Below are 24629 nucleotides of genomic sequence, written 5' to 3' on the forward strand. Positions count from 1 at the left end.
GGCGATGTTGTGAGTCAGTTCCAGTGCCCGAGCGAGACGCATAAAAAAATCCGATGCCAATACAGGCATCGGATTTTGATTTCTTGCGGCCAAAGGTCAAGCAAGAGGGCTTAACTGATCGGCATTAGCCCGTCGGGGCGCTTTTTTTTGAGCTGTAGGCAAGCTGCTTTTGTGGCGAGGGAGCTTGCTCCCGCTGGGCTGCGGAGCAGCCCCCATAAGGTCACCGCGTAGAATCAGAAAAAGCGGTAAGCAGGCTTCAGGGGCCGCTTCGCGCCCCAGCGGGAGCAAGCTCCCTCGCCACTGCAAGCTCCCTCGCCACAGCAAGCCCTTTTGCCACAATGAGCTGCTGAGTTACCTCAGGGCGCAAACGGCATCACCCGCTTGTGCTCGGTCTTGCGGTAGGTCTCGCAAATGATCCGGAACGCTTCCTCGCGAACCGGTTCGCCGTGCAGGAACGCATCGATCTCGGCATAGGTCACGCCGTGGGAGGCTTCGTCCGGCTTGCCCGGCGACAGGTCTTCCAGGTCGGCAGTCGGGATTTTCTCCACCAGCGATTCCGGTGCACCAAAGTGCCGGGCAATCGCGCGCACCTGGTTTTTCACCAGCCCGCTCAACGGTGCCAGGTCGCAGGCGCCATCACCAAACTTGGTGAAAAAGCCCATCACCGCTTCCGCCGCATGGTCGGTACCGATCACCAGGCCACCGGCCGCGCCGGCGATGGTGTACTGCGCCACCATGCGCATACGCGCCTTGGTGTTGCCCAGCACGAAGTCCCGGGAGACCGCCGCCTTGCCTTCAAACGCCGCCACTTCATTGGCCAGGGATTTTACCGCCGGGCCGATGTTCACCGTGTGGCGCTCGTCGGGCTCGATAAAGTCCACGGACGCCTGGGCGTCGTGCTCGTCGAACTGGGTTTCGTAGGGCAGGCGCACTGCGATAAAACGGTAGGCCTCATCCCCCTTGGCGGCACGCAGCTCCAGCATCGCGCGCTGGGCCAGCAGGCCGGCGGTCAGGGAGTCGACGCCGCCGCTGATGCCCAGCACCAACGTCTTGAGGCCTGAATTGAGCAGGCAGTCCTGGATAAAGGTAACGCGCCGGGCGACCTCCGCCTCTAGGGCGGCCTGGTCTTTAAACGGCGGCTGGACCTTGAGCTGTTCAGCAATCTCGCGCTGTACGGCTTGCATGATTCACTCCTTGCTGGGTAGGGCAGGTACTTTGAAAACGTGGCGCAAATAGGCGACGAAGTTCGGATCGGTGCAATGGGTCTTGCCCGCTTCATCAGAGATCTTCGCGACAGGCTGGCCATTACAGGCGGTCATTTTAAGCACGATGCTCATCGGTTCCACACCTGGAATATCACAGGTCAGGTTGGTGCCGATGCCGAAGCTCACATTGATCCGACCACGCAGCGCCCGGAAAATCTCCAGCGCCTTGGGCAGCGACAGGCTGTCGGAGAACACCAGGGTCTTGCTCATCGGCTCGATCCCCAGCTTGTGATAGTGGGCGATGGCCTTTTCGGCCCATTGCACCGGGTCACCGGAGTCGTGGCGCAGGCCGTCGAACAGCTTGGCGAAGTACAAGTCGAAATCGCCCAGGAACGCGTCGGTGGTGATGCAATCGGTCAGGGCGATGCCCAGCAGTCCACGGTATTCACGCACCCAGCAGTCGAGGGCGGCGATCTGGCTGTCGATCAAGCGCGGCCCGAGTTGCTGGTGGGCCATGATCCATTCGTGGGCCATGGTGCCCAGCGGCTTCATATCAAACTCGCGGGCCAGGTGCACGTTGCTGGTGCCGACAAACCGCCCGGGGAAGTCGTGCTTGAGCACGCTCACCACTTCTTCCTGCACGCGGTAGGAGAAGCGCCTGCGCGTGCCGAAATCGGCCACCTGCAATTCGGACAATTCTTCGACGCTGGCGTTGGCGGTCAGCCAGTCGAACTTGCGATACAGCTGCTCGCGGGCCTGTTCGAGGATCACGGTCTGGTAGCGATAGCGGTTACGCACCTCGCTGACGATGGCCAGCATCGGCACTTCAAACAGGATCACATGCAGCCACGGCCCGCGCAGGCGGATAAACAGCTCGCCGTTTTCAATGCCGGTCTGGACGTAGCGCAGGTTGAAGCGAAACAGTCCGAGGAAGCGCAGAAAGTCCGGCTTCATGAAGCTGATGCGTTCCAGGAAGCCCAGTTGGTCGGGGCTCAGGCTCAGTTCGGCCAGGCGCTCGATCTGGTAGCGGATCTCCGCCAGGTACGGGCGCAGGTCTTCACTGTTACGGCAACGAAACTCCCATTCAACTTCCACGTTCGGGTAGTTGTGCAGCACCGCCTGCATCATGGTCAGCTTGTAGAAGTCGGTGTCGAGCAGGTTCTGCACGATGCGATCGGCAAACACACTCTCGCTCATAACGGGAATCTCCAGACGGGTCGGCGATGGGCGCCGACCTTTACGCACAATTAAGGAATGGCGCTAGTGGCGCATAGACCTGTGTTGTTTTGCCAGTGTTTTTTCAGCTTGGCATTGTTGTAGTGGCCACTGGCGCCTTCGCGAGCAAGCCCGCTCCCACATTTGGAATGCATTTCAAATGTGGGAGCGGGCTTGCTCGCGAAGGCGGTATAGCAGGCGATGCCGCTCAAACAGGCCCCACTTGCTCCATCATCCACTTCACAAAGTCGCGCACCTTGGGCACTTCCGCCGAGTGCTCCGGGTACGCCAGGTAATACGCATCCTGACTCGGCATCGCATGCTGCCAAGGGATCACCAACTTACCTTCAGCCAATTCCTCTTCCACCAGAAACCTCGGCAACAGTGCCACGCCGCAGCCGACCTGTGCGGCGCGGATGCACATGTAGAAGGTCTCGAAGCGCGGCCCGTGGTAGCTGTGCTCGGTGTGATAACCCTGGGCGGCGAACCAGTCGTGCCAGCCCTGGGGGCGCGAGGCGTTTTGCAGCAGCACCAGTTCGCTCAGTTGCGTAGGGTCGGTAAACGACTGGGCGGGCAGGCTGTCAGGCGAGCACACGGGCACCAGTTCTTCGCTGAACAGTTTCAGGCTTTCGGTGCCGGGCCGTGAGCCCTGGCCGAAATAGAAGGCCAGGTCGGCCTTGCCTTGCAGCAGCTCGTCCGGCTCCTGTTCGTTGCACAGGTCCAGGTGGATCTGCGGATGGCGCAGCCGCCAGCCCTTGAGGCGCGGCACCAGCCAGCGGGCGCCGAAGGTGTAGGGCGTGGACACCCGCAGCACCTCGGTCTCGCCGCCGTAGGAACGCAGGTAGTGGGTGGACATCTCTACCTGCGTGAGGATTTTCCGTACTTCCACCAGGTACAAATCGCCCGCCGGGGTCATCTGCAAGCGGCGACGCACCCGGCGAAACAGCAGGTGCTGCAGCAACTCTTCCAACTGCGCGACCTGTTTGCTGACGGCGCTCTGGGTGAGGTTCAGCTCCTCGGCGGCGCGGGTAAAACTCAGGTGGCGGGTGACCGCTTCGAAGCACTGCAAGGCGGTGATCGAGGGCAAATGTCTTTTATTGAGCACGGCACGCCTCTTTTTGTTCTTAGCATGAATAAACGGAATGATATCTCGCCTAATCGTCGTTTGTTGGCAAGTCTTGGGCCAGCTACAAATAAGGTCTGGATCGCCGTGTGAGCTGGCGGCGCACATTTCTGTTTGTAGATTGAAGGAGTGACCCATGGTTGCCGCATTGCTTGATCGTCTCGGGGTAAACCCGGCGTTGTACCAGTCGGGTAAACAACCCGTGCATTCGCCCATTGATGGCAGCCGGATTGCCAGCGTGCACTGGGAAGGCGCCGCCGAGGTGGAGCAGCAGGTCAGTCGCGCCGAGCATGCATTCGACGCCTGGCGCAAAGTGCCGGCACCTCGTCGTGGTGAACTGGTGCGTCAGTTCGGCGACGTGTTGCGCGAGTACAAGGCCGACCTCGGTGAGCTGGTGTCGTGGGAAGCCGGCAAGATCACCCAGGAAGGCTTGGGTGAAGTGCAGGAAATGATCGACATCTGCGACTTCGCTGTCGGCCTGTCGCGCCAGTTGTACGGCTTGACCATCGCCTCCGAGCGCCCGGGCCACCACATGCGTGAAACCTGGCACCCGCTGGGCGTGGTCGGCGTGATCAGCGCCTTTAACTTTCCGGTCGCTGTGTGGGCGTGGAACACCGCGCTGGCGCTAGTGTGCGGCAACGCGGTGATCTGGAAACCGTCGGAAAAGACTCCGCTCACCGCCCTGGCCTGCCAGGCGTTGTTCGAGCGTGTGTTGAGCAACTTCAGCGATGCGCCGCCGTACCTCAGCCAAGTGATCATCGGTGGTCGCGATGCCGGCGCCGCGCTGGTGGATGACCCGCGCGTGGCGCTGATCAGCGCCACCGGCAGCACCCGCATGGGCCGCGAAGTGGCGCCGAAAGTCGCCGCGCGTTTTGCCCGCAGCATTCTCGAACTGGGCGGCAACAACGCAATGATCCTCGGCCCAAGCGCTGACCTGGACATGGCCGTGCGCGCCATCCTGTTCAGTGCGGTCGGTACTGCTGGCCAGCGCTGCACCAGCCTGCGCCGGTTGATCGCCCATGAGTCGGTGAAAGAAGAAATCGTCACCCGCCTCAAGGCCGCGTATTCCAAAGTACGCATCGGCCATCCACTGGAAGGCAACCTGATCGGCCCGCTGATCGACAAGCACAGCTTCGAAAACATGCAGGACGCCCTGGAACAAGCCTTGAGCGAAGGCGGCCGGGTGTTTGGCGGCAAGCGTCAGTTGGAAGACAAGTTCCCCAACGCTTACTACGTATCGCCGGCGATCGTGGAAATGCCGGAGCAGAGTGATGTGGTGTGCACCGAGACCTTCGCCCCGATTCTGTATGTGGTGGGCTATACCGATTTCGCCGAAGCGCTGCGCCTGAACAATGCGGTGCCACAGGGTCTGTCTTCGTGCATCTTTACCACTGACGTGCGTGAAGCCGAGCAGTTCATGTCGGCGGTGGGCAGTGACTGCGGGATCGCCAACGTCAACATCGGCCCGAGCGGCGCGGAGATTGGCGGCGCGTTTGGCGGTGAGAAAGAGACCGGTGGCGGGCGTGAGTCGGGTTCGGATGCATGGCGCGGCTACATGCGTCGCCAGACCAATACCGTGAACTACTCGCTGGAATTGCCGCTGGCCCAAGGCATCACCTTCGACTGAGTCTCTGCTCGAAGTGAGGTCAATGTGGGAGCGGGCTTGCTCGCGAAAGCGGTGTGTCAGTCAACGAATACTTAGCTGATCCACCGCATTCGCGAGCAAGCCCGCTCCCACATTGGACTGTTTTTACAATTCGGAAAGTGGTTTGTTAGGTCTCATCGGAGTCTGGCAATGGCATTACGCGAAGCGTGTTTGTGGGAACAACTCACCCCTGGCCGGCCGGATCGTGCCGCGCTCAAGGGCGAGGTCAAAGTGGATGTGTGCGTGATCGGCGCCGGTATCACCGGTTTGTCGGCGGCCATTCACTTGCTGGAACAAGGTAAAAGCGTCGCCGTACTCGAAGCCCATCGCACCGGCCACGGTGGTTCGGGGCGTAACGTGGGCCTGGTCAACGCCGGGATGTGGATTCCCCCGGACGAGATCGAAGCCGGTTTCGGCGAAGCGGTGGGCAGCCAGCTCAACCGCATGCTTGGCGCAGCACCGTCCCTGGTGTTCAGCCTGATCGACAAATACAACATCGATTGCCAACTGCGCCGCGAGGGCACTTTGCACATGGCACACAACGCCCGTGGCGAGGCGGACTTGCGCAGTCGTGAAGAACAGTGGAAGCGTCGCGGTGCACCGGTGGAGTTGTTGACCGGGGCGGCATGCGAACAAGCCACCGGCACCAAAAAGATTGCTGCCGCCTTGCTGGACCGGCGTGCCGGCACCTTGAACCCGATGGCCTACACCAGTGGTTTGGCCAACGCCGCCGTCGGGCTCGGTGGGCAAGTGTTTGATCATTCCCCGGTCACCCAACTGGAACGCCAGGGCCAGCACTGGTCTGTGCAAACTGCCCAGGGCTCGGTGCAGGCCGAACAAGTGGTGATCGCCTCCAACGCCTATACCGAAGGCGAGTGGACCGAACTGCGCCGCAACTTTTTCCCCGGTTATTACTACCAGGTGGCATCGGCCCCGCTGACCGACGACGCCGCGCAACAGATCCTGCCCGGCGGCCAAGGCTCCTGGGACACCCGCCAAGTACTCAGCAGCATCCGACGCGACGCCGAAGGCCGGTTGTTGCTCGGCAGCCTGGGCAACGGCAACCAGAAACCGGCGTGGTTCCTCAAGGCCTGGGCCGATCGGGTGCAGCAGCACTACTTCCCGTACCTCAAGCCCGTGCAGTGGGAGTGCACCTGGACCGGATGCATCGCCTTCACCCCGGACCACCTGATGCGCCTGTTCGAGCCGGCGCCCGGGCTGGTGGCGGTCACTGGTTACAACGGGCGCGGGGTGACGACTGGCAGTGTCGTGGGCAAAGCCTTTGCCGATTACCTGTGTCACCAGAATCCACAGGCATTGCCGATCCCCTTTGCACCGATGCAGCCGCTGGCCGGTGTGGGCCTGCGCAGCTGTTTATATGAGGCGGGATTTTCGCTGTATCACGCGGGCCAATGCCTGCGGATCGTGATCTGATCAACGAAATACCGCTCAGAAGCCTGCATTTTCTTAGCCGGCTACTAATCTGTATTGGTGCGAGTCGTAGCAGTAACGCACTGTAAATGTGCACTTCCGTTACGCACGCTGTTACAGGTTCAAGAGTGGCCCTTTAATGGCCGGGTTGCAGCGCTTGATCGGTCGGGTTGCACTTTATGGATCCAATGGTTGCACCCGGCTGAGCTAGACGGTTGCACGTCCAATCAAAAGGCGCCCAAAAACCTGTAATAACAATGACACCGTGTCTTTTTGAATAATAAAAACGTAATGGCACGACGCTTGCTCTGGGCTTTCCCTGAAAGTTTTTGAAGTGAAGCTGCAGTGCCAATTCAACAAAAACCTCGGAGCACCACTCATGTCCCAGACGTTTTACAAGAAAGGTTTCCTGGCCCTCGCCGTTACTGCGGCGTTGGGTGTTTCTGCGTTTGCTCAAGCTGATGTGAAGATTGGCGTAGCGGGGCCGATGACCGGTGCCAACGCGGCATTTGGCAAGCAGTACATGACAGGTGCCCAGGCGGCAGCCGACGTCATCAACAAGGCCGGCGGCATCAATGGCGAGAAAGTCGTGCTGGTTGCCGGCGACGATGCCTGCGAACCCAAGCAGGCCGTGGCTGTGGCCAACCGTCTGGTTGACCAGGACAAAGTGATCGGCGTGGTCGGGCACTTCTGCTCCTCGAACACCATTCCGGCCTCCGAGGTCTATAACGACGCTGGCGTGATCGCGATCACCCCAGGCTCCACCAACCCGCAAGTGACCGAGCGTGGCATGAGCGCCATGTTCCGTATGTGCGGCCGTGACGACCAGCAAGGCATCGTGGCCGGCGACTACATCGTCGACGTGCTCAAGGGCAAGAAAGTTGCTGTCATCAACGACAAGGATACCTACGGCAAAGGCCTGGCTGACGCCACTGCGGCGCAGTTGACCAAACGCGGCGTGAAGCCGGTGCTGGAAGAAGGCCTGACCCGTGGCGAGAAAGATTTCAGTGCCCTGGTCACCAAGATCCGCTCCACCGGTGCTGACGTCGTGTACTTCGGCGGCCTGCACCCGGAAGCCGGCCCACTGGTTCGCCAAATTCGTGAAGCGGGCCTCAAAGACGTCAAGTTCATGTCCGATGACGGCATCGTGACTGACGAACTGGTGACTACCGCCGGTGGCAAACAGTACGTGGATGGCGTGTACATGACCTTCGGCGCCGACCCGCGCTTGCTGCCAGACAGCAAGGCCGTGGTGGAAGAGTTCCGTAAAAGTGGCACCGAGCCTGAAGGCTACACCCTGTATGCCTATGCTTCGCTCCAGGCCCTGGCCGCCGGCTTCAATGGCGCCAAGACCAACAAGGGTGAAGACGCAGCCAAATGGCTGAAAGCCCACCCGGTCAAAACCGTCATGGGCGAGAAGACCTGGGACGCCAAGGGCGACCTGAAAGTCTCCGACTACGTGGTTTACCAGTGGGACAAGGACGGCAAGTATCACCAGCTGGAAAAGCAGAAGTAATGTGAGTGACTGACCCGGCAGGCGCTTCACCGCGCCTGCCGGCGACCTACCTGTTTTTCCTCGAAGAGCCACACGTTCGCAGGTTGCGCAGGGCCCTCAGCCCGCTGTCGCGCAGCCCGCATTCGTGCAGGCTCTCACTGCGTGAGATTGCGTTATGGATGGTATATTCCTGCAGCAACTGGTCAATGGGCTGACCCTCGGGTCGGTCTATGGCTTGATCGCCATCGGCTACACAATGGTCTATGGCATCATTGGCATGATCAACTTCGCCCACGGCGAGGTTTATATGATTTCCGCTTACCTCGCGGCGATCAGTCTGGCACTGCTGGCTTACTTCGGCATCGAATCCTTCCCGCTGCTCATTCTTGGCACCCTGGTCTTCACCGTCGTCGTCACGGGCGTTTACGGCTGGGTCATCGAGCGTGTCGCCTACAAACCGCTGCGCAACTCCACCCGACTGGCACCGCTGATCAGCGCCATCGGTATCTCGCTGATCCTGCAGAACTACGCGCAGATCGCCCAAGGCGCCAAGCAACAAGGCATCCCGACGCTGCTGGCCGGCGCCTGGAGAGTCGACATCGGCACCGGCTTCGTGCAGTTGACCTACACCAAGGTATTTATCCTGGTGGCCGCGTTTGTCGGTATGGGCCTGCTGACCTACATCATCAAATACACCAAGCTCGGCCGCATGTGCCGCGCGACCCAGCAAGACCGCAAGATGGCGTCGATCCTCGGCATCAACACCGACCGGGTCATCTCCTACGTATTCGTGATTGGTGCAGCCATGGCCGCGTTGGCCGGTGTGCTGATCACCCTGAACTACGGCACGTTCGACTTCTATGCCGGCTTCATCATCGGCATCAAGGCATTTACCGCAGCGGTACTCGGCGGCATCGGTTCCCTGCCTGGGGCCATGCTGGGCGGGATCATCCTGGGTATTTCCGAGTCGCTGTTCTCGGGGTTGATCAACTCTGACTACAAAGACGTGTTCAGTTTCTCCCTGCTGGTGGTGATCCTGATTTTCCGTCCCCAGGGCCTGCTCGGTCGCCCACTCGTGGCGAAGGTATAACTATGTCTGCTGCCTACTCTATCGATATCAAGAAAAGTGTCGTCGATGCGGTACTCGCCGGGCTGATTTCGCTGATCGTGTTCGGTCCGATCGTCGGCGTGGTCCTCGACGGCTACAGCTTCAACCTGCAACCGGCGCGCGTCGGCATCCTGGTGGCCATTGTGATGGTCGGCCGGTTCGCCATGAGCCTGTTCCTGCAAACGCCCAAGGGCCTGCGGATTCTGCAGGGTTTTGAAAGCACCGGCTCCGGTGTGCATGTACTCAAGCCGGACTACAAATCGCGCCTGCGCTGGATCATCCCGGCGTTGATCGTGATTGCCATCGTGTTCCCGTTCTTCGCCAACAAATACCTGCTGACCGTGGTGATCCTCGGGTTGATCTACGTGTTGCTGGGCCTGGGCCTGAACATTGTGGTGGGCCTGGCCGGGCTGCTCGACCTGGGTTACGTGGCGTTCTACGCCATCGGTGCCTACGGACTGGCGCTGGGTTATCAATACCTCGGTTTGGGCTTCTGGTCGGTGCTGCCACTGGCGGCGATTTGTGCGGCGTTGGCGGGGTGCATACTCGGGTTCCCGGTGCTGCGAATGCATGGGGATTACCTGGCGATCGTGACCCTGGGCTTCGGTGAAATCATCCGCCTGGTGCTGAACAACTGGCTGTCGTTTACCGGTGGCCCGAACGGCATGCCGGTGCCGTCACCGACGTTTTTCGGCCTGGAGTTTGTGCGCAAGGCGAAGGATGGCGGGGTGCCGTTCCACGAGTTCTTCGGCATCGACTACAACCCCAACTTCAAATTCCTGTTTATCTACATCGTGCTGTTCCTGGTGGTGCTGCTGGTGCTGTACATCAAGCACCGCCTGACCCGCATGCCGGTTGGCCGCGCCTGGGAAGCCTTGCGCGAAGATGAAATCGCCTGCCGTTCCATGGGCCTCAACCACGTGCTGGTGAAGCTCTCGGCGTTCACCATTGGCGCTTCCACTGCCGGTTTGGCCGGGGTGTTTTTCGCCAGCTACCAGGGCTTCGTCAACCCGTCGTCGTTCACCTTCTTCGAGTCGGCGCTGATCCTCGCCATCGTGGTGTTGGGCGGCATGGGCTCGACCGTCGGCGTGGTGATTGCCGCGTTCGTATTGACCGTTGCGCCGGAACTGCTGCGCAGCTTCTCGGAATACCGCGTGCTGCTGTTCGGCGTGTTGATGGTGGTGATGATGATCTGGCGACCACGAGGCCTGATTCGCATCAGCCGTACTGGTGTGACGCCACGCAAGGGGGTAGCGCCATGAGCAAGGAAGTCGTCCTCTCTGTGGAACACCTGATGATGCACTTCGGTGGCATCAAGGCCTTGAGCGATGTAAGCCTTAAGGTCAAACGCAACTCGATCTTCGCCCTGATCGGCCCCAACGGCGCCGGCAAGACCACGGTGTTCAACTGCCTCACCGGTTTCTACAAGGCCAGTGGCGGCAAGATCGAACTCAATGTGCGCGGCAAGCAGACCAACGTGATCCAGTTGCTCGGCGAGCGCTTCAAGGCCACCGACTTTGTGTCACCGAAAAGCTTCGTCAGCCGGGTGTTCTACAAAATGTTCGGCGGCACCCACCTGGTGAACCGTGCAGGCCTGGCGCGTACTTTCCAGAACATTCGCCTGTTCAAGGAAATGTCGGTGGTGGAGAACCTGCTGGTGGCCCAGCACATGTGGGTCAACCGCAACATGCTGGCGGGCATCCTCAACACTAAGGGTTACCGCAAGGCCGAAAGCGACGCCCTCGACCATGCGTTCTACTGGCTGGAAGTGGTGGACCTGGTGGACTGCGCCAACCGCCTGGCCGGCGAGCTGTCCTACGGCCAACAACGCCGCCTGGAAATCGCCCGCGCCATGTGCACCCGGCCGCAGATCATCTGCCTGGATGAGCCGGCCGCCGGCCTCAACCCGCAGGAAACCGAAGCCCTCAGCGCGATGATTCGCCTGCTGCGCGACGAACACGACCTGACGGTGGTGCTGATCGAACACGACATGGGCATGGTGATGAGTATTTCCGACCACATCGTGGTGCTGGACCACGGCAACGTGATTGCTGAAGGCGGCCCGGAAGCGATCCGCAACGATCCTAAGGTGATCGCGGCTTACCTGGGCGCTGATGAAGAGGAGCTGGTATGAGTGAGCCAATCCTCGAACTGAAAGACCTGGACGTGTTCTACGGCCCGATCCAGGCCCTGAAGAAAGTCTCGCTGCACATCAATGAAGGCGAAACCGTCAGCCTGATCGGCTCCAACGGCGCGGGTAAATCCACGCTGCTGATGTCGATCTTTGGCCAGCCACGGGCCGAGTCCGGGCAGATCATCTACCGCGGTGTCGACATTACCCACAAGTCGTCGCACTACATCGCCTCCAACGGCATTGCGCAGTCGCCGGAAGGGCGGCGGGTGTTCCCCGACATGACTGTCGAGGAAAACCTGCTGATGGGCACCATCCCGATTGGCGACAAGTTCGCCACCGAAGACATGCAGCGCATGTTTGAGCTGTTCCCACGGCTCAAGGAACGGCGTAACCAGCGGGCGATGACCATGTCCGGTGGTGAGCAACAGATGCTCGCCATCGCCCGCGCGCTGATGAGCCGGCCCAAGCTGTTGCTGCTGGACGAGCCGAGCCTGGGGTTGGCCCCGATTGTGGTGAAGCAGATCTTTTCCACGCTGCGGGAGCTGGCGTCTACCGGCATGACCATCTTCCTGGTGGAGCAGAACGCCAACCATGCGTTGCGCTTGTCGGACCGGGCATACGTGATGGTCAACGGCGAGATTCGCCTCACAGGCACCGGCAAGGAGCTGCTGGTGAATGAGGAGGTGCGTAACGCCTACCTCGGCGGGCATTAAGTCGTTCGCAGGTCCAATGTGGGAGCGGGCTTGCTCGCGAAGGCGGTGTATCAGTCACATGTATAGACTGACACTGCGCCTTCGCGAGCAAGCCCGCTCCCACATTTTTTTGCGTCGCCTGCAGGCTTTCCTGAAATTGTGGACAACAAATCCAGGCACCTGCCAAAGCGCGACATATAGCCGCCGCAAATCCCTGTTTTGTCACAGTTTTGACTTGTCCCCAACCACTGTGGAACCGGCTGTGGGTAACGTGGGAGTAGCTGGCTGGAGGCCTTTGTTTTCGTGGCTTGTAGCGCGGTGGTTGTTTATTGATCAGTGACTTTTTCGCGACCCCCCGAGGGTTTTGTCAACCTGTTTAAAGACACAGGTATATGACCGGAATATGTCACTCCGGCCTGTGGATAAGTCTGTGACTAAACTCTGGAAAGAGTGCCGCAGAGGCCGGAATGACTGGCCTGGAGCCATCGTCCTGGTTGCACCGTTTTGAACCGGGCTACATACGGCTTGGCCAAGGTCAAGCAAAAAACTTTTTGAATCGTGCTGAAAGCCTTGTATACCGCGGCTTCCAGCTTTTGCACTTGCCCCCAAAGACTGTGGACGGGGCTGTGGATAAGGTGCGCGCACATGGCTGCACGCCACGGTTTCCATGGGCTGCGCGTGGTTGGTTGAATTTTGTACAGTATGAACAGCCTTCACCTCTGTCCACAGCGCGTATCAGTTGCCGCCAGCCCGGCAGCCGGGCATTCTGCTGGCTGATTTTTTACCTCGTAGCCCTGCAAGGAGAACACCATGTCCAATACGCTGTTTATTACTGGCGCGACCTCGGGTTTTGGCGAAGCCTGTGCCCGGCTTTTTGCCCAGGCCGGCTGGAAACTGGTGCTCACCGGTCGCCGCGCAGAGCGTCTGAACGCCCTGTGCGCCGAGCTTTCCAAGCAGACCGAAGTGCACGGCCTGGTGGTGGACGTACGTGACCGCAAGGCCATGGAAGAGGCGATCGCCAACCTGCCGCCGTCCTTCGCCACGCTGCGCGGGCTGATCAACAATGCCGGCCTGGCGGTGGGCACCGACCCTGCGCCCAAGTGCAGCCTCGACGATTGGGAAACCATGGTCGACACCAACATCAAGGGCCTGCTGACCACCACCAGCCTGCTGTTGCCGCGCCTGATCGCCCACGGCCGTGGCGCCGGCATCATCAACCTCGGCTCCATCGCCGGCAGCTACCCGTACCCGGGCAGCCACGTGTATGGCGGCACCAAGGCCTTCGTCAAACAGTTCTCGCTGAACCTGCGTTGCGACCTGCAAGGCACCGGCGTGCGCGTGACCAACATCGAGCCGGGCTTGTGCGAAAGCGAGTTCTCGCTGGTGCGCTTTGCCGGTGACCAGGCGCGTTATGACGCGACTTATGCCGGTGCCGAGCCGATCCAGCCGCAGGACATCGCGGACACAATCTTCTGGGTACTGAACACCCCGGCGCACGTGAACATCAATCGCCTGGAACTGATGCCGGTGAGCCAGACCTGGGCCGGGTTTGCGATTGAGCGGGGTGCCAAGGGCTAAGTACGGCAAGCTTTTGTGGCGAGGGAGCTTGCTCCCGCCGGGCTGCGAAGCGGCCCCAAAAAAGCCAGGGCCGCTCCGCGCCCCTGCGGGAGCAAGCTCCCTCGCCACAGGTTTTTTGTCAGCCTGGAAAATGCGGCAAATCGGCCAAAACAGGACATAAGGTACACTCCACCCCTGAAAACCCCGCCGCGTTGTGCGGTTCAAAGGTTTTGACAGGAGGATATGTGAGTAACCGAGGTGAGCAGTCGCTGCTCAAACAATCGACGATTCTGATGTTCGCTGTAGCGATCGCCGGGATTGTCACGGGTGTGGTGTCGGGCGCCCAATCGATTTTATTCGACGGCTTTTTCTCGCTGATCGCCACCGCCATCAAGGTGTTGATGCTGATCACGGCCAAGCTGATCGCCAAGAAAAGCAACGAACGTTTCCAGTTCGGCTATTGGCACCTGGAGCCCATGGTGCTGTTGATCGAAGGCAGTTTCCTGCTGTTGATCGCCATCTATGCGTTTCTCAACGGTGTGTTCGGCATTATCAATGGCGGGCGCGATATCGAGTTGGGTTTGGTGATTATCTACGCGGCGGTGTTCACCGTCGTCGAATTCGCCTATTTCTTCTACGTGCGTTACCGCAATCGCACGCTCAAGTCGTCGCTGATCCAGTTCGACAACATCAGCTGGCTGGTGGACGCGATGCTGTCGGTGGGGCTGCTGGTGAGCTTCCTGGCCGCCTTGTTGCTCAAGTCCCAGGGCTATGGGCAATGGGCGGTGTATGTCGACCCGTTGATCCTGATCCTGCTGGCGTTGAGCATGCTGGCGCCGGCCTTCAAGATCCTGCGCCCGGCGCTACGCGACGTGCTGGGGATTGTGCCGGACCAACTGGACGGCAAGGTGCGCGAAGTGATGGATGCGGCCCAGGCCAAACATGGTTTCGACGACTACGTGTCCTACGTGCAGAAGCACGGGCGGGCGCGGTTTATCGAGATTCATGTGGTGCTGCCGGCAGATTTCCCGGTGGCTAACGTCGCCACCCTGGACGCGCTGCGCGAAGAAATATCCACAGGACTGGGCAAGCCGGACGCGGCGCGCTGGCTGACGATCAGTTTTACCGGGGATCGCAAATGGATTGCCTGACACCGTGGTGAGGCCTTCGCGAGCACGCCCGCACCCACATTCGACCCCATTCCAAAGGTGAAACTCGGTCAGTTGTGGGAGCGGGCTTGCTCGCGAAGAGGTCCTGAAAGTCAGCCGAGATACTCGACCAACCCCCGGTAGCACGTGGCCAAGTGGTAAGGCGTGGTCGACGGCATGTCCCGTCGGCTCACTTGCCCCTTGGCATCCAGGCATTCGTTCCAGCCTTTGTCGTGCAGGAAGCGCTGTTGCAGCGCCAGCAATTGGCGTTGCAGCACCGCGTTGCTGTTGGGCCGCAAGGTCAGCGCCCGCAGGTACTCGGCCTGGGCCCAGATACGTTGGGTGCCGTCGCGTACGGTGCCGTCCAGGGCCAGCATGCCGCTGACTGCGCCGGTCAGGTTATCCACACCCTTTTGCTCGGCATAGGCGAACGCTTTGTTCAGCGATGTGTGCAATGGCGTGCCGCGCAGCAAGTCTGAAGACTCCAGCAGGAAAAACCATTCGAACTGGTGCCCCGGCTCAAACCAGTTATCCACAGCGCCCAGCGGTTTCTCCATCATCACGCCGTGTTGGCGGTCGATGAAGCGCTTCTGCATGGCGTTCGCCAGGTCCAGCAACGCGTCTTGGGTGATGGCGTCTTCACGCACGGCGAGCGTGGCGAGGAAGCCTTCGGCGAGGTGCATCAACGGGTTTTGCAGGGGGCCGGACTTGAGCGACGACCAATTACGTTCCAGCACCGCTTCGTACAGGCCGTCGCCGGTGGCGAAGCGTTCGGCGACCACTTCCAGGGCGGCATCGAGCACCGACTCCACCAGCGATTCACGCACCTTGGCCCAATAGTGGGCGCAGGCGAAGATGATGAAGGCGTGGGTGTAGAGGTCTTTGCGTTTATCCAGCGGCTTGCCGTGGGCGTCGATGCTGTAGAACCAGCCGCCGTGCTCGGCGTCGTGGAAGTGCCGCTGCAGTGAACGGAACAGCGCCGCCGCGCGCTCTTCGGCAAAGGCTGCACCGGGCTCGCCGATCAGGCTGGCGAACAGGTACAACTGCCGTGCGCAGGCCATGGCGCGGTAGCGTTGCGGGGGCAATGGCCGATGGTCGGCGTCCAGGGCTTCATAAGGCAACGCCAGGTCGGCATTCCAGCCCGGGCCTTGCCAGAGCGGCACGATCAGGTCGTTGAAATGCGTCAACACAGCGGTCAATTGAGGCTTGAGGGCGGAGCTTGGAGCGATGGGCATCGGCTGGCGTCGTCACGGCAGGGGGTGATTGCGCGACATGGTATCAGGCTTGGGATAGATGTTGGCTTTGAGACCGCCTTCGCGAGCAAGCAAACCCCAGTCGCCGCCGAAGCGGCACCGGCAACCCGCACCAACGGCGCTGCAGCCGCCGGCAGGAAGCGCACCACGGCATAACCTGCCGCATGCAGAACCGCCGTCGCACCGACAAACCCAGCCGCATACGCCCAAGGGCTGGACATGTCCGGCAGCTCCAAACCATGAGCCACACCATGGAACAGCGCAAACAGCGCAGTCGCCGCCACCGCCACGAACAATGGCGGCCGTACCGCCAGCGCCACCGCCAGGCCCAGCGCCAGCACCGATGCGGCAATCCCGCTTTCCAGCGCCGGCAGTTCAAGCCCTTCAAAGCCCAACATCCCGCCGATCAACATGGTGCCGACAAAGGTGCAAGGCAGCGCCCAGCGTGCCGCGCCTTTCTGTTGAGCGGCCCACAGGCCCACGGCGACCATTGCCAGCAAATGGTCGATGCCACTCAATGGGTGACTGATACCGGCCACCAGGCCGTTGTCGCCATGGCCGGGGTGGGCGAAGGCGAGGGCGGGTGTAAGCAGCAATGCTGCGGCAGCGAAAAGTGTATTGAGGCGCATGGACAGGCTCCTTGTTGGGGTTGATCAGGCTGCGGTCAGCAGGCCCTGGCGTTCGATGAAGGCGACGATTTCTTCCAGGCCGACGCCGGTTTTCTGGTTGCTGAAGACGAAAGGTTTGCCGCCGCGCATGCGCTGGGTGTCGCTGTTCATCAGCTCCAGGGACGCACCCACCATCGGCGCGAGGTCGATCTTGTTGATCACCAGCAGGTCGGACTTGCAGATCCCGGGTCCGCCTTTGCGCGGCAGCTTGTCGCCGGCCGACACATCAATCACGTAGATGGTCAGGTCCGACAGCTCCGGGCTGAAGGTCGCCGACAGGTTGTCGCCGCCGGACTCCACCAGGATCAGGTCCAGGCCGGGAAAGCGCCGGTTCAGTTGGTCCACGGCTTCGAGGTTGATCGAGGCATCTTCGCGAATCGCGGTGTGCGGGCAGCCGCCGGTTTCCACGCCGATGATGCGCTCGGGCGCCAGGGCCTGGTTGCGCACCAGGAAGTCGGCGTCTTCGCGGGTGTAGATATCGTTGGTGACCACCGCCAGGTTGTAGCGATCGCGCAGGGCCAGGCACAGGGCCAGGGTCAGGGCGGTCTTGCCGGAACCGACCGGGCCGCCGATGCCGACGCGCAGGGGTTGTGTGTTCATGTGATTCTCCAAAATAAGGGGCGCCAACGTATGAGGCCCTATGAACGGAACAGGCGGCTGTACTGGCGCTCATGGGCCATGCACGCCAGGGACAGGCCAAAGGCGGCGCTGCCGTAGTGATTGGGGTCAAGTTGGCTGGCGCTCTGCTGGGCTTGTTGCAGCAGTGGCAGCAGTTCACTGGTCAGGCGCTGGGCGGCTTGCTGGCCCAGGGGTAGGGTTTTCATCAGCACGGCCAGTTGGTTTTCCAGCCAGCTCCACAGCCAGGCGGCCAGGGCATCCTCGGGGCTGATCTGCCAGGCGCGGGCGGCCAGCGCCCAGCCCAGGGCCAGGTGCGGTTCGGATCGCTGCGCAAGAAACTCCCGCGCCGTTTCATCCAGCTCCGGCAAGCCGTTCAGCAGTTGGTGCAGGGAATAACCCATCTGCCGGCTTTCCTGGTACAGCTCGCGGGTTTCGCGGCTGGCGCGGTGTTCTTCACACAACTGCGCGAGGCGCGGCCAGTCTTGTTCCGCGGCGGCCTTGCAGTGCGCGAGCAACAGCGGCGCCTCGAAGCGCGCCAGGTTGAGCAACAATTGATCGCTGATCCAGCGCCCGGCACTCGCCGGGTCGGTCACGCGGGCTTGCTCCACGGCCATCTCCAAGCCCTGGGAATAGCTATAGCCACCAATCGGCAATTGCGGACTGGCCAGACGCAACAGCGCCCAGGCTGGGTTCATAGACGTACGCCGAACTGGTGCAGCTTGGGCGGGTAGTTGAAGTCTTCGTCGCCATGGCGGGAATGATGATGGCCGCCGCCATAGGCGCCGTGTTCCGGCTGGAACGGCGCTTCGATGGTTTCGGTGGTGGCGCCCAACTGGTCGAGCATGGCCTTGAGCACGTAGTCATCGAGCAGGCGCAGCCAGCCGTCACCCACTTGCAGGGCCACGTGACGGTTGCCCAAGTGATAGGCGGCGCGGGTCAGTTCAAAGGCATTGCTGCAGGTGACGTGCAGCAGTTGTTCAGGGCGGGCGCACACGCGTACGACGCGTCCGTCTTCGGCCTGTAGGAATTCGCCATCGTGCAGCGGTGGCTGGCCGCGCTCCAGAAACAGGCCGACGTCTTCTCCGTCAGCACTGAAACAGCGCAGGCGGCTTTTGCTGCGAGCTTCGAAGTTCAGCAGCAACTCGGCGGCCCAGACGGGTTCGGGGGCGATTCGGCGGTGGATCACCAGCATCAGAAAGCTTCCAGCTATGAGCGATAAGCAAGCTAGAGCAAGGGTCTTGCCAACCACGCGAGGAGTGGAAATTCCCTTTAGGCAGGCAGCATGTGCCACCTGATGGCGCAGGAAATTATTCCAAAATGTTCCATTTTGGTGCGTCAGTGGATTTATAGCACCGGATTCGGGCGCTCGGCGTTGAATTCCACCGCGCCGCGCATGAAATTTCTTTCATCTTTTGTGAGTTTTGGTCGCTTAAGACTTTTCCTACGCACTTGCAGGATTCGTCGTGCGTTGTGTTACGCGCCGTTTCATTAGGATTCCGCTCCGTATTTAATCCTCAGCGGTTTCCACCATGTACAAGTCATTTTTCTGTTTATTGATTGTCAGCCTGTCGATGGCGATTTCATCCGCCTCGGCCAATTTCCAGCGCCCGGTCTCATTCGATACTTCGCCGTCGATCGACAACGTGATCGATCGTGCCCACGCGCTGTTGGGCACGCCTTACAAAATGGGCGGCACCTCGGTGAAACAGGGGTTCGATTGCAGCAGCTTCCTGGTGTACCTGTTCAAGACCGAAGCCAATATTCACCTGCCCCGCACCACCGTGGCGATGCACCGCTCAACGGCAGCCACGGTCAAGCGCGATGCGTTGCAACCGGGTGATGCGGTATTTTTCAGGGGTAATGGGCGCGGCCAGGTCAGCCACGTCGGCCTTTATATAGGCGAGGGCAAGTTCATTCACTCGCCACGCACGGGCAAAAGCGTGCGCATCGATTCACTGGCCAACAGTTACTGGACGAAGAACTACACCACCGCCAAGCGTTTTCACGCCGTGCGCTGAGTTATTCGGTGCTGCCCAGGCCTTGCCAGTGCTTGAGACCGATAAAGATAAAGCGCAGTTGCTGGGTGATTTTGGCTTGAGGCGTGAGGTGCGCAGGCAGCGCTTGGGCGGGCGGGTCGATGATATCGGGCAGGGTGGCGAACACGCTCTTGACGATCAGGTCGGCCATCACCTGCAAACCGTCGGCATCCAGGTGCTGGAGCTTGGGCATCAGGGTCAGGTCGGCGGCAAGGTCGCTGGTGATGTCTTCACGCAGGGCACCGATGGCTTGGCGAACCGCGAGGCTGCCACCGTATTGCTCACGGGCCAGGAACAGGAATTGCGAACGGTTGGCGGCGACCACATCGAGGAAAATCCGCACTGAGGCATCGATGATGCCGCCCATCACGAATTCATTGTGGCGTACCAGGCGAATTGTCGCGCGAAAGGTCTGGCCGACTTCACTGACCAATACCAGGCCCAACTGATCCATATCGGCAAAATGACGGTAGAAACCGGTGGGCACGATGCCGGCGGTCTTGGCCACTTCACGCAGGCTCAGGCTGCCGAACCCACGGCCACACTCCATCAGATGGCGGGCTGCGTCCATCAGGGCGAGTCGGGTCTGTTGCTTCTGTTCGGCACGGGGCAGCATTGGCAGGCGGGCTTTGTGGACAAGGACAGCGACGCACTCTAGCAAATCAGCTTTGCCAGCGTCGAACTTCAAAAGGGTGAAGGGCGTTGCGGTTCACACAAAGTCAAAGCCCGATCGGGTGATCGGGCTTTTTTCCAGGGCCAGCACGGGCTTAGCTCTGTGCTTGATGCAGTTCTTCCAGACGGTCAGCGCCGCCTTCAGCTACGGAACCTGCGTAGGCGCGTTCGTTGGCTTGCTCAGCACCGCCTTCAACCAGACCTTTCTGTTCCAGGCGATTGCGGCCGTTTTCTACAACGCCTTCGGTGTAAGCGCGTTTGTTGGCGTTGTCCGAACCGTTTTCAGTGATGCTGCCGTTGTAGTCGGTGTTGTTCTTGTCCGAAGCACCGCTGCGAGCCAGGGTTTGGCTGACATGGGAAGCATCGGCTTTCACTTGTGGGGTGGCCTGTTCAGCAGCTGGCAGGGCAAATGCGCTGGTGGCCAGGACGGAAAGTACAAAGCTTGCGAGTAATTGGCGTTTCATGATGGGTTGCTCCTTGGGAGGGCGATAAAGTGGGTACAGGACTAATGCTACTCTTGATAAGTCGATATAAAAGTTCATAAACACAATGGTAATAATCAACAGAATTGATTGTTCCCTGCGAAGGCTCTATCTCGCAGGTCTCAAGCCCGCGCTTTTGCACCGTGGTGGGTATTTTCGACACGATCGTGGGTAACAACGGTGCGTCGTCGATGATTGAAGCTGTCTGGTTGGTCAGGAAAGATGGTTTTTACGGGTAATTCATCGTTGGGGTTAAACCCCCGTGCCGTTTGTCAGTCGTAGCCATATAAGCTGTAGTCAAAACGTGCGCCGTAACGCGCCCGCTCAGTCGTAACCTGGAGTCCTGTGCAATGACGCGCACTCGTAAAATTCTCGCCTGGAGCTGCGCCAGCTTCGTTTTGTTAATCGCCATTGTGGTGTTGGTCCTGGTGTTCTTTGACTGGAACCGGATCAAGCCGCCGCTCAATGCCAAGGTCTCCGAAGAGCTGCACCGACCGTTTGCCATCAACGGCAACCTGGCGGTGGTGTGGCAGCGCGAACCCGATGAAGGCGGCTGGCGCGCCTGGGTTCCGTGGCCGCATGTGATTGCCGAAGACCTGACCCTGGGCAACCCCGACTGGTCGAAAACCCCGCAGATGGTCACCCTCAAGCGTGTGGAATTGCGTATCTCACCGTTGGCGTTACTGGCCCAGCGCGTGGTGATCCCGCGTATCGACCTCACCGAACCGAGTGCGCAGTTGCAGCGCCTGGCCGATGGCCGCGCCAACTGGACCTTCAAATTTGACCCTAAAGATCCGAATGCCGAACCGTCCAGCTGGGTGGTGGACATCGGCGCCATCGGCTTCGACAAAGGCCACGTGACCCTCGACGATCAAACCCTCAAGACCCAACTCGACGTGGTGATCGACATGCTCGGCAAGCCGATCCCCTTCGGCGAGATCGTCGGTGATGCCGACGCCAAGAAGGCCCTGGAAAAAGGCTCCGCGCCGCAGGATTACGCGTTTGGCCTAAAGGTCAAAGGCCAGTACCACGGTCAGAAACTCGATGGCACCGGCAAGATCGGTGGCCTGCTGGCGCTGCAGGACGCGGCCAAGCCGTTCCCGCTGCAAGCCCAGGCCCGGATCGGCGACACCAGCATCGCGCTGGCCGGCACCCTGACCGACCCGATGAACCTCGGCGCGCTCGACCTGCGCCTCAAACTCTCCGGCAGCAGCCTGGGCAACCTGTACCCGCTCACCGGCGTGACCCTGCCGGATTCGCCCGCCTACTCCACCGACGGCCACCTGACCGCCAAGCTGCATGAGGCCAACGGCGCGTCGTTCCAGTACGAGAACTTCAACGGCAAGATCGGCAACAGCGATATCCACGGCAACCTCGGCTACGTCGCGAGCCAGCCACGGCCCAAACTCACCGGTGCATTGGTCTCCAACCAACTGTTGATGACCGACCTGGCACCGTTGATTGGCGCAGACTCCAATGCCAAGCAAAAAGCCCGTGGCGGCGAAAGCAAGCAGCCGGCAACCAAAGTGCTGCCGGTGGAGGAGTTCCGCACCGAGCGCTGGCGCGACATGGACGCCGACGTTGAATTCACCGGTAAGCGCATCGTGCACAGTGCCGACTTGCCGTTCACCGACCTCTACACGCACCTGGTGCTGAACGACGGCCAGTTGAGCCTGGAGCCCCTGCGCTTCGGCGTGGCCGGTGGCAAGCTCGACGCGCAGATTCGCCTCAACGGGCGCACCACACCCATGGAGGGCCAGGCGAAACTCACCGCCCGCAACTTCAAGCTCAAACAGCTGTTCCCTACCTTCGAACCGATGAAAACCAGCTTTGGTGAGCTCAACGGTGACGCGGACATTTCCGGGCGTGGCAATTCCGTGGCGGCGCTATTGGGCACCTCGAATGGCGATCTGAAGATGTTGATCAACGACGGCGCCATCAGCCGCAGCCTGATGGAAATCGCCGGGCTTAACGTAGGCAACTACGTGGTCGGGCGCCTGTTTGGCGACAAGGAAGTGAAGATCAACTGCGCGGCAGCCGACTTCGGCATCAAGTCCGGCCTGGCGACGACTCGCCTGTTTGTGTTCGATACCGAGAACGCGATCATCTACATCGATGGCACGGCGAACATGGCGAGCGAGCAGTTGGACCTGACCATCACGCCCGAGTCCAAAGGCTTCCGCCTGTTTTCCCTGCGTTCGCCGTTGTACGTCAATGGGCCGTTTATCAAGCCCAATGCTGGCGTGAAGGCGGTGCCGTTGATGTTGCGTGGTGCAGGCATGGTTGCACTGGGCTTGATTGCCGGGCCGGCGGCAGGCTTGCTGGCGCTGGTGGCACCGAGCGGCGATGAGCCGAATCAGTGTGCGCCGTTGCTGCAACAGATGAAGGAAGGCAAGGCCCCTAAAACAGTGAAGGGCTAGCTGACAAAACCGCGAACCAAAATGTGCGAGCGGGCTTGCTCGCGAAGGCGCTAGATCAGTCAAGAATGTGCCGACTGATCCACCGTCTTCGCGAGCAAGCCCGCTCCCACATGGGGTTTGCGGTGTTAGTTGTGTCAGTTACAGGTCTTGCAGAATATCCGCCATGTCATCGGCGTGTTCTTCTTCCTGGGCCAGGATGTCTTCGAAGATCCGGCGCGTGGTCGGGTCTTTGTCGCCGATGTACTGGATGATCTCGCGATAGCTGTCCACCGCGATGCGCTCGGCGACCAGGTCTTCGTAGACCATTTCCTTCAGCGTATTACCGGCCACGTACTGCGCGTGGGAATTTTTCGACAGCAGGTCGGGGTTGAATTCCGGCTCGCCGCCCAACTGCACGATGCGCTCAGCCAGCTTGTCGGCGTGTTCGGCTTCCTGGGTGGCGTGCTCGAGGAACTCCTCGGCGGCGACGTGTGCCTTGACGCCGTTGGCCATGAAATAGTGGCGTTTGTAGCGCAGCACGCACACCAGTTCGGTGGCCAGCGATTCGTTGAGCAGACGCAGGATTTCCTGGCGGTCTGCGTCATAGCCTTCGGTCACTGCACCGTTTTCGACGTTCTTGCGGGCGCGCTCACGCAGGGTGGCTACGTCAGACAAATGTGAGTCAGTCATCTCATTCTCCTGGTACTAATCCGGTTTTGCGCCACGCTCTGCCGGCGTGATCGCTCACTGGTTGTGAGTCCCAGGCAACCCGAAAAGTTTTATCGGATTTTACTGAAGATGTCGCGGTCGTGGGCTGACCTCGCTGCGAACCGGTGTCGTCCAGCGCTCTGACAAAATCACGCCCCCCAAGGTCAGCAAGCCGCCCACCAAGTGATACATCGCCAGCTGTTCCTTCAACACCACCGCCGCAATCAAAGCGGTGATCAACGGCAGCAGGTTGAAAAACAGCGTGGTTCGGCTTGGGCCCAGGGTCTTCACCGAATGCATCCACGCCAACGGCGCCAGCATCGAGGCCAACAGGCAGGCGTATAACACCAGCGGAATGTTCGACCAGCCAAGGCCCGCCTTGTCGGAGAGCAGGAACAGCGGAAACAGCACAACCACCGCCACCAATACCTGCAAATACAGCAACACCAGCGGCGGCAACCGCAGCTGCCATTTTTTCAGCAAGGTGCTGTAGACCGCGTAGGCGAGGGTGGCCACCAGCATCATCCCGTCACCCAGGTTCAGCCCATGTTGCAGCAACGCGCCGAGGCTGCCGGCGGAAACCACCACCACTACGCCGGCGAACGACAGCACCGCACCGGTCAGGGCGCCGAAGGTCAGGCGCTGGCCAAGGCTGATGATTGCGGCGGTGAGGGCCATCAGCGGCATCAGCGAGAGGATGATGCCCATGTTGGTGGCCGAGGTCAGGGTCGCGGCGTAATACGCCAGGCTCTGATACACCGCCATGCCCAGCACGCCGAGGATGAAGATCTTGCCCAGGTTCGGGCGAATCAGCGGCCAGTTAGCGATCACTGGCTTGAGCATGAATGGGGTAAACAGCAAGCCGGCCAGCAGCCAGCGATAAAAGCCGATCTCGGCAGGGAAAATCGTCCCCACCGCCAGCTTGTTGACCACGGTATTGCCGGCCCAGATAAAAATGGCCAGTAACGGATAAGCGTATTGCATCGAAAGGAACCCGTTGCGTCTATGAGGGGTGATTATCCTTTGTCTGGATCGAAGCC

The 24629-nt window shown here is 60.5% G+C and carries 22 protein-coding genes and 1 pseudogene; 11 read left to right on the forward strand and 12 right to left on the reverse strand.

Annotated elements, in window-relative coordinates:
* Positions 1–356: 356 nt before the first annotated feature.
* From nadE to CEC48_RS23475, 3 genes are all read right to left on the reverse strand, one after another.
* Entirely contained in the window at positions 357–1184 is an 828-nt protein-coding gene (nadE, locus tag CEC48_RS23465) for an ammonia-dependent NAD(+) synthetase (RefSeq protein WP_088425919.1), read from the reverse strand.
* A gap of 3 nt (positions 1185–1187) precedes the next feature.
* Complete coding sequence (gene pncB / locus CEC48_RS23470) at positions 1188–2402, reverse strand: nicotinate phosphoribosyltransferase (protein ID WP_076018037.1); 1215 nt, start codon at positions 2400–2402, stop codon at positions 1188–1190.
* A 226-nt stretch (positions 2403–2628) separates the two neighbouring features.
* Entirely contained in the window at positions 2629–3525 is an 897-nt protein-coding gene (locus tag CEC48_RS23475; protein WP_088425920.1) for a LysR family transcriptional regulator, read from the reverse strand.
* Positions 3526–3679: 154 nt separating this feature from the next.
* Between CEC48_RS23475 and CEC48_RS23480 the strand changes: the two genes are divergently transcribed.
* The 9 genes from CEC48_RS23480 (at position 3680) to CEC48_RS23520 (ending at position 14756) form a co-directional block, all read left to right on the forward strand.
* Positions 3680–5170, forward strand: coding sequence for an aldehyde dehydrogenase family protein (locus CEC48_RS23480; protein ID WP_088425921.1), 1491 nt, complete (start codon positions 3680–3682; stop codon positions 5168–5170).
* A 168-nt stretch (positions 5171–5338) separates the two neighbouring features.
* Complete coding sequence (locus tag CEC48_RS23485) at positions 5339–6622, forward strand: FAD-binding oxidoreductase (RefSeq protein ID WP_088425922.1); 1284 nt, start codon at positions 5339–5341, stop codon at positions 6620–6622.
* Positions 6623–6998: 376 nt separating this feature from the next.
* Entirely contained in the window at positions 6999–8135 is a 1137-nt protein-coding gene (locus CEC48_RS23490; protein ID WP_088425923.1) for a branched-chain amino acid ABC transporter substrate-binding protein, read from the forward strand.
* A gap of 154 nt (positions 8136–8289) precedes the next feature.
* A complete protein-coding gene (locus CEC48_RS23495; protein ID WP_088425924.1) occupies positions 8290–9204 on the forward strand; it encodes a branched-chain amino acid ABC transporter permease LivH in 915 nt (304 codons plus the stop codon).
* A 2-nt stretch (positions 9205–9206) separates the two neighbouring features.
* Positions 9207–10484, forward strand: a complete 1278-nt coding sequence (gene livM / locus CEC48_RS23500; RefSeq protein WP_088425925.1) for a high-affinity branched-chain amino acid ABC transporter permease LivM — start codon at positions 9207–9209, stop codon at positions 10482–10484.
* Complete coding sequence (locus tag CEC48_RS23505; RefSeq protein ID WP_003217442.1) at positions 10481–11356, forward strand: ABC transporter ATP-binding protein; 876 nt, start codon at positions 10481–10483, stop codon at positions 11354–11356. The genes livM and CEC48_RS23505 overlap by 4 nt, the downstream gene beginning before the upstream one ends.
* Entirely contained in the window at positions 11353–12069 is a 717-nt protein-coding gene (locus tag CEC48_RS23510; RefSeq protein WP_003217439.1) for an ABC transporter ATP-binding protein, read from the forward strand. The genes CEC48_RS23505 and CEC48_RS23510 overlap by 4 nt, the downstream gene beginning before the upstream one ends.
* A gap of 789 nt (positions 12070–12858) precedes the next feature.
* The gene (locus tag CEC48_RS23515) at positions 12859–13626 is read left to right on the forward strand and encodes an SDR family oxidoreductase (protein ID WP_088425926.1); all 768 of its coding nucleotides are present in this window, start codon (positions 12859–12861) and stop codon (positions 13624–13626) included.
* 224 nt (positions 13627–13850) lie between these two features.
* Positions 13851–14756: a cation diffusion facilitator family transporter gene (locus CEC48_RS23520; RefSeq protein WP_088425927.1), complete on the forward strand. Its 906-nt coding sequence runs from the start codon at positions 13851–13853 to the stop codon at positions 14754–14756.
* Between the two features lie 110 nt (positions 14757–14866).
* Here the strand turns inward: CEC48_RS23520 and CEC48_RS23525 are convergent, their stop codons facing one another.
* The 5 genes and pseudogenes from CEC48_RS23525 to ureE all read right to left on the reverse strand — a co-directional run bounded on the left by CEC48_RS23525 (position 14867) and on the right by ureE (position 18484).
* Complete coding sequence (locus tag CEC48_RS23525) at positions 14867–15988, reverse strand: AGE family epimerase/isomerase (RefSeq protein WP_088425928.1); 1122 nt, start codon at positions 15986–15988, stop codon at positions 14867–14869.
* Positions 15989–16068: 80 nt separating this feature from the next.
* Positions 16069–16635, reverse strand: a pseudogene (locus CEC48_RS23530) (HupE/UreJ family protein); the annotation flags it as partial.
* Positions 16636–16659: 24 nt separating this feature from the next.
* Positions 16660–17274: an urease accessory protein UreG gene (gene ureG / locus CEC48_RS23535; protein WP_088425929.1), complete on the reverse strand. Its 615-nt coding sequence runs from the start codon at positions 17272–17274 to the stop codon at positions 16660–16662.
* Positions 17275–17312: 38 nt separating this feature from the next.
* Positions 17313–17987 carry an urease accessory protein UreF gene (locus CEC48_RS23540; RefSeq protein ID WP_088425930.1) on the reverse strand — a complete coding sequence of 225 codons (675 nt, stop codon included), beginning with the start codon at positions 17985–17987 and terminating at the stop codon, positions 17313–17315.
* A complete protein-coding gene (ureE, locus tag CEC48_RS23545; protein WP_088425931.1) occupies positions 17984–18484 on the reverse strand; it encodes an urease accessory protein UreE in 501 nt (166 codons plus the stop codon). Before ureE ends, CEC48_RS23540 begins: the two co-directional genes overlap by 4 nt.
* A gap of 337 nt (positions 18485–18821) precedes the next feature.
* Here ureE and CEC48_RS23550 point away from each other — a divergent pair, with 337 nt between their 5' ends.
* Complete coding sequence (locus tag CEC48_RS23550; RefSeq protein WP_088425932.1) at positions 18822–19310, forward strand: C40 family peptidase; 489 nt, start codon at positions 18822–18824, stop codon at positions 19308–19310.
* A 1-nt stretch (position 19311) separates the two neighbouring features.
* Here CEC48_RS23550 and CEC48_RS23555 read toward each other — a convergent pair whose 3' ends face one another.
* Together CEC48_RS23555 and CEC48_RS23560 are read right to left on the reverse strand one after the other, a co-directional pair.
* Entirely contained in the window at positions 19312–19944 is a 633-nt protein-coding gene (locus tag CEC48_RS23555) for a TetR family transcriptional regulator (RefSeq protein ID WP_088425933.1), read from the reverse strand.
* A 151-nt stretch (positions 19945–20095) separates the two neighbouring features.
* Positions 20096–20464 carry a hypothetical protein gene (locus CEC48_RS23560; protein ID WP_088425934.1) on the reverse strand — a complete coding sequence of 123 codons (369 nt, stop codon included), beginning with the start codon at positions 20462–20464 and terminating at the stop codon, positions 20096–20098.
* Between the two features lie 368 nt (positions 20465–20832).
* Here CEC48_RS23560 and CEC48_RS23565 point away from each other — a divergent pair, with 368 nt between their 5' ends.
* Complete coding sequence (locus tag CEC48_RS23565) at positions 20833–22902, forward strand: AsmA family protein (RefSeq protein WP_088425935.1); 2070 nt, start codon at positions 20833–20835, stop codon at positions 22900–22902.
* A gap of 138 nt (positions 22903–23040) precedes the next feature.
* Here the strand turns inward: CEC48_RS23565 and CEC48_RS23570 are convergent, their stop codons facing one another.
* Positions 23041–23571, reverse strand: coding sequence for a bacterioferritin (locus CEC48_RS23570; protein WP_010173935.1), 531 nt, complete (start codon positions 23569–23571; stop codon positions 23041–23043).
* A 99-nt stretch (positions 23572–23670) separates the two neighbouring features.
* Positions 23671–24573, reverse strand: coding sequence for a DMT family transporter (locus tag CEC48_RS23575; protein ID WP_088425936.1), 903 nt, complete (start codon positions 24571–24573; stop codon positions 23671–23673).
* Positions 24574–24629 lie beyond the last annotated feature (56 nt).

It is taken from the genome of Pseudomonas sp. K2I15 (assembly GCF_002204795.1).
Classification (GTDB): domain Bacteria; phylum Pseudomonadota; class Gammaproteobacteria; order Pseudomonadales; family Pseudomonadaceae; genus Aquipseudomonas.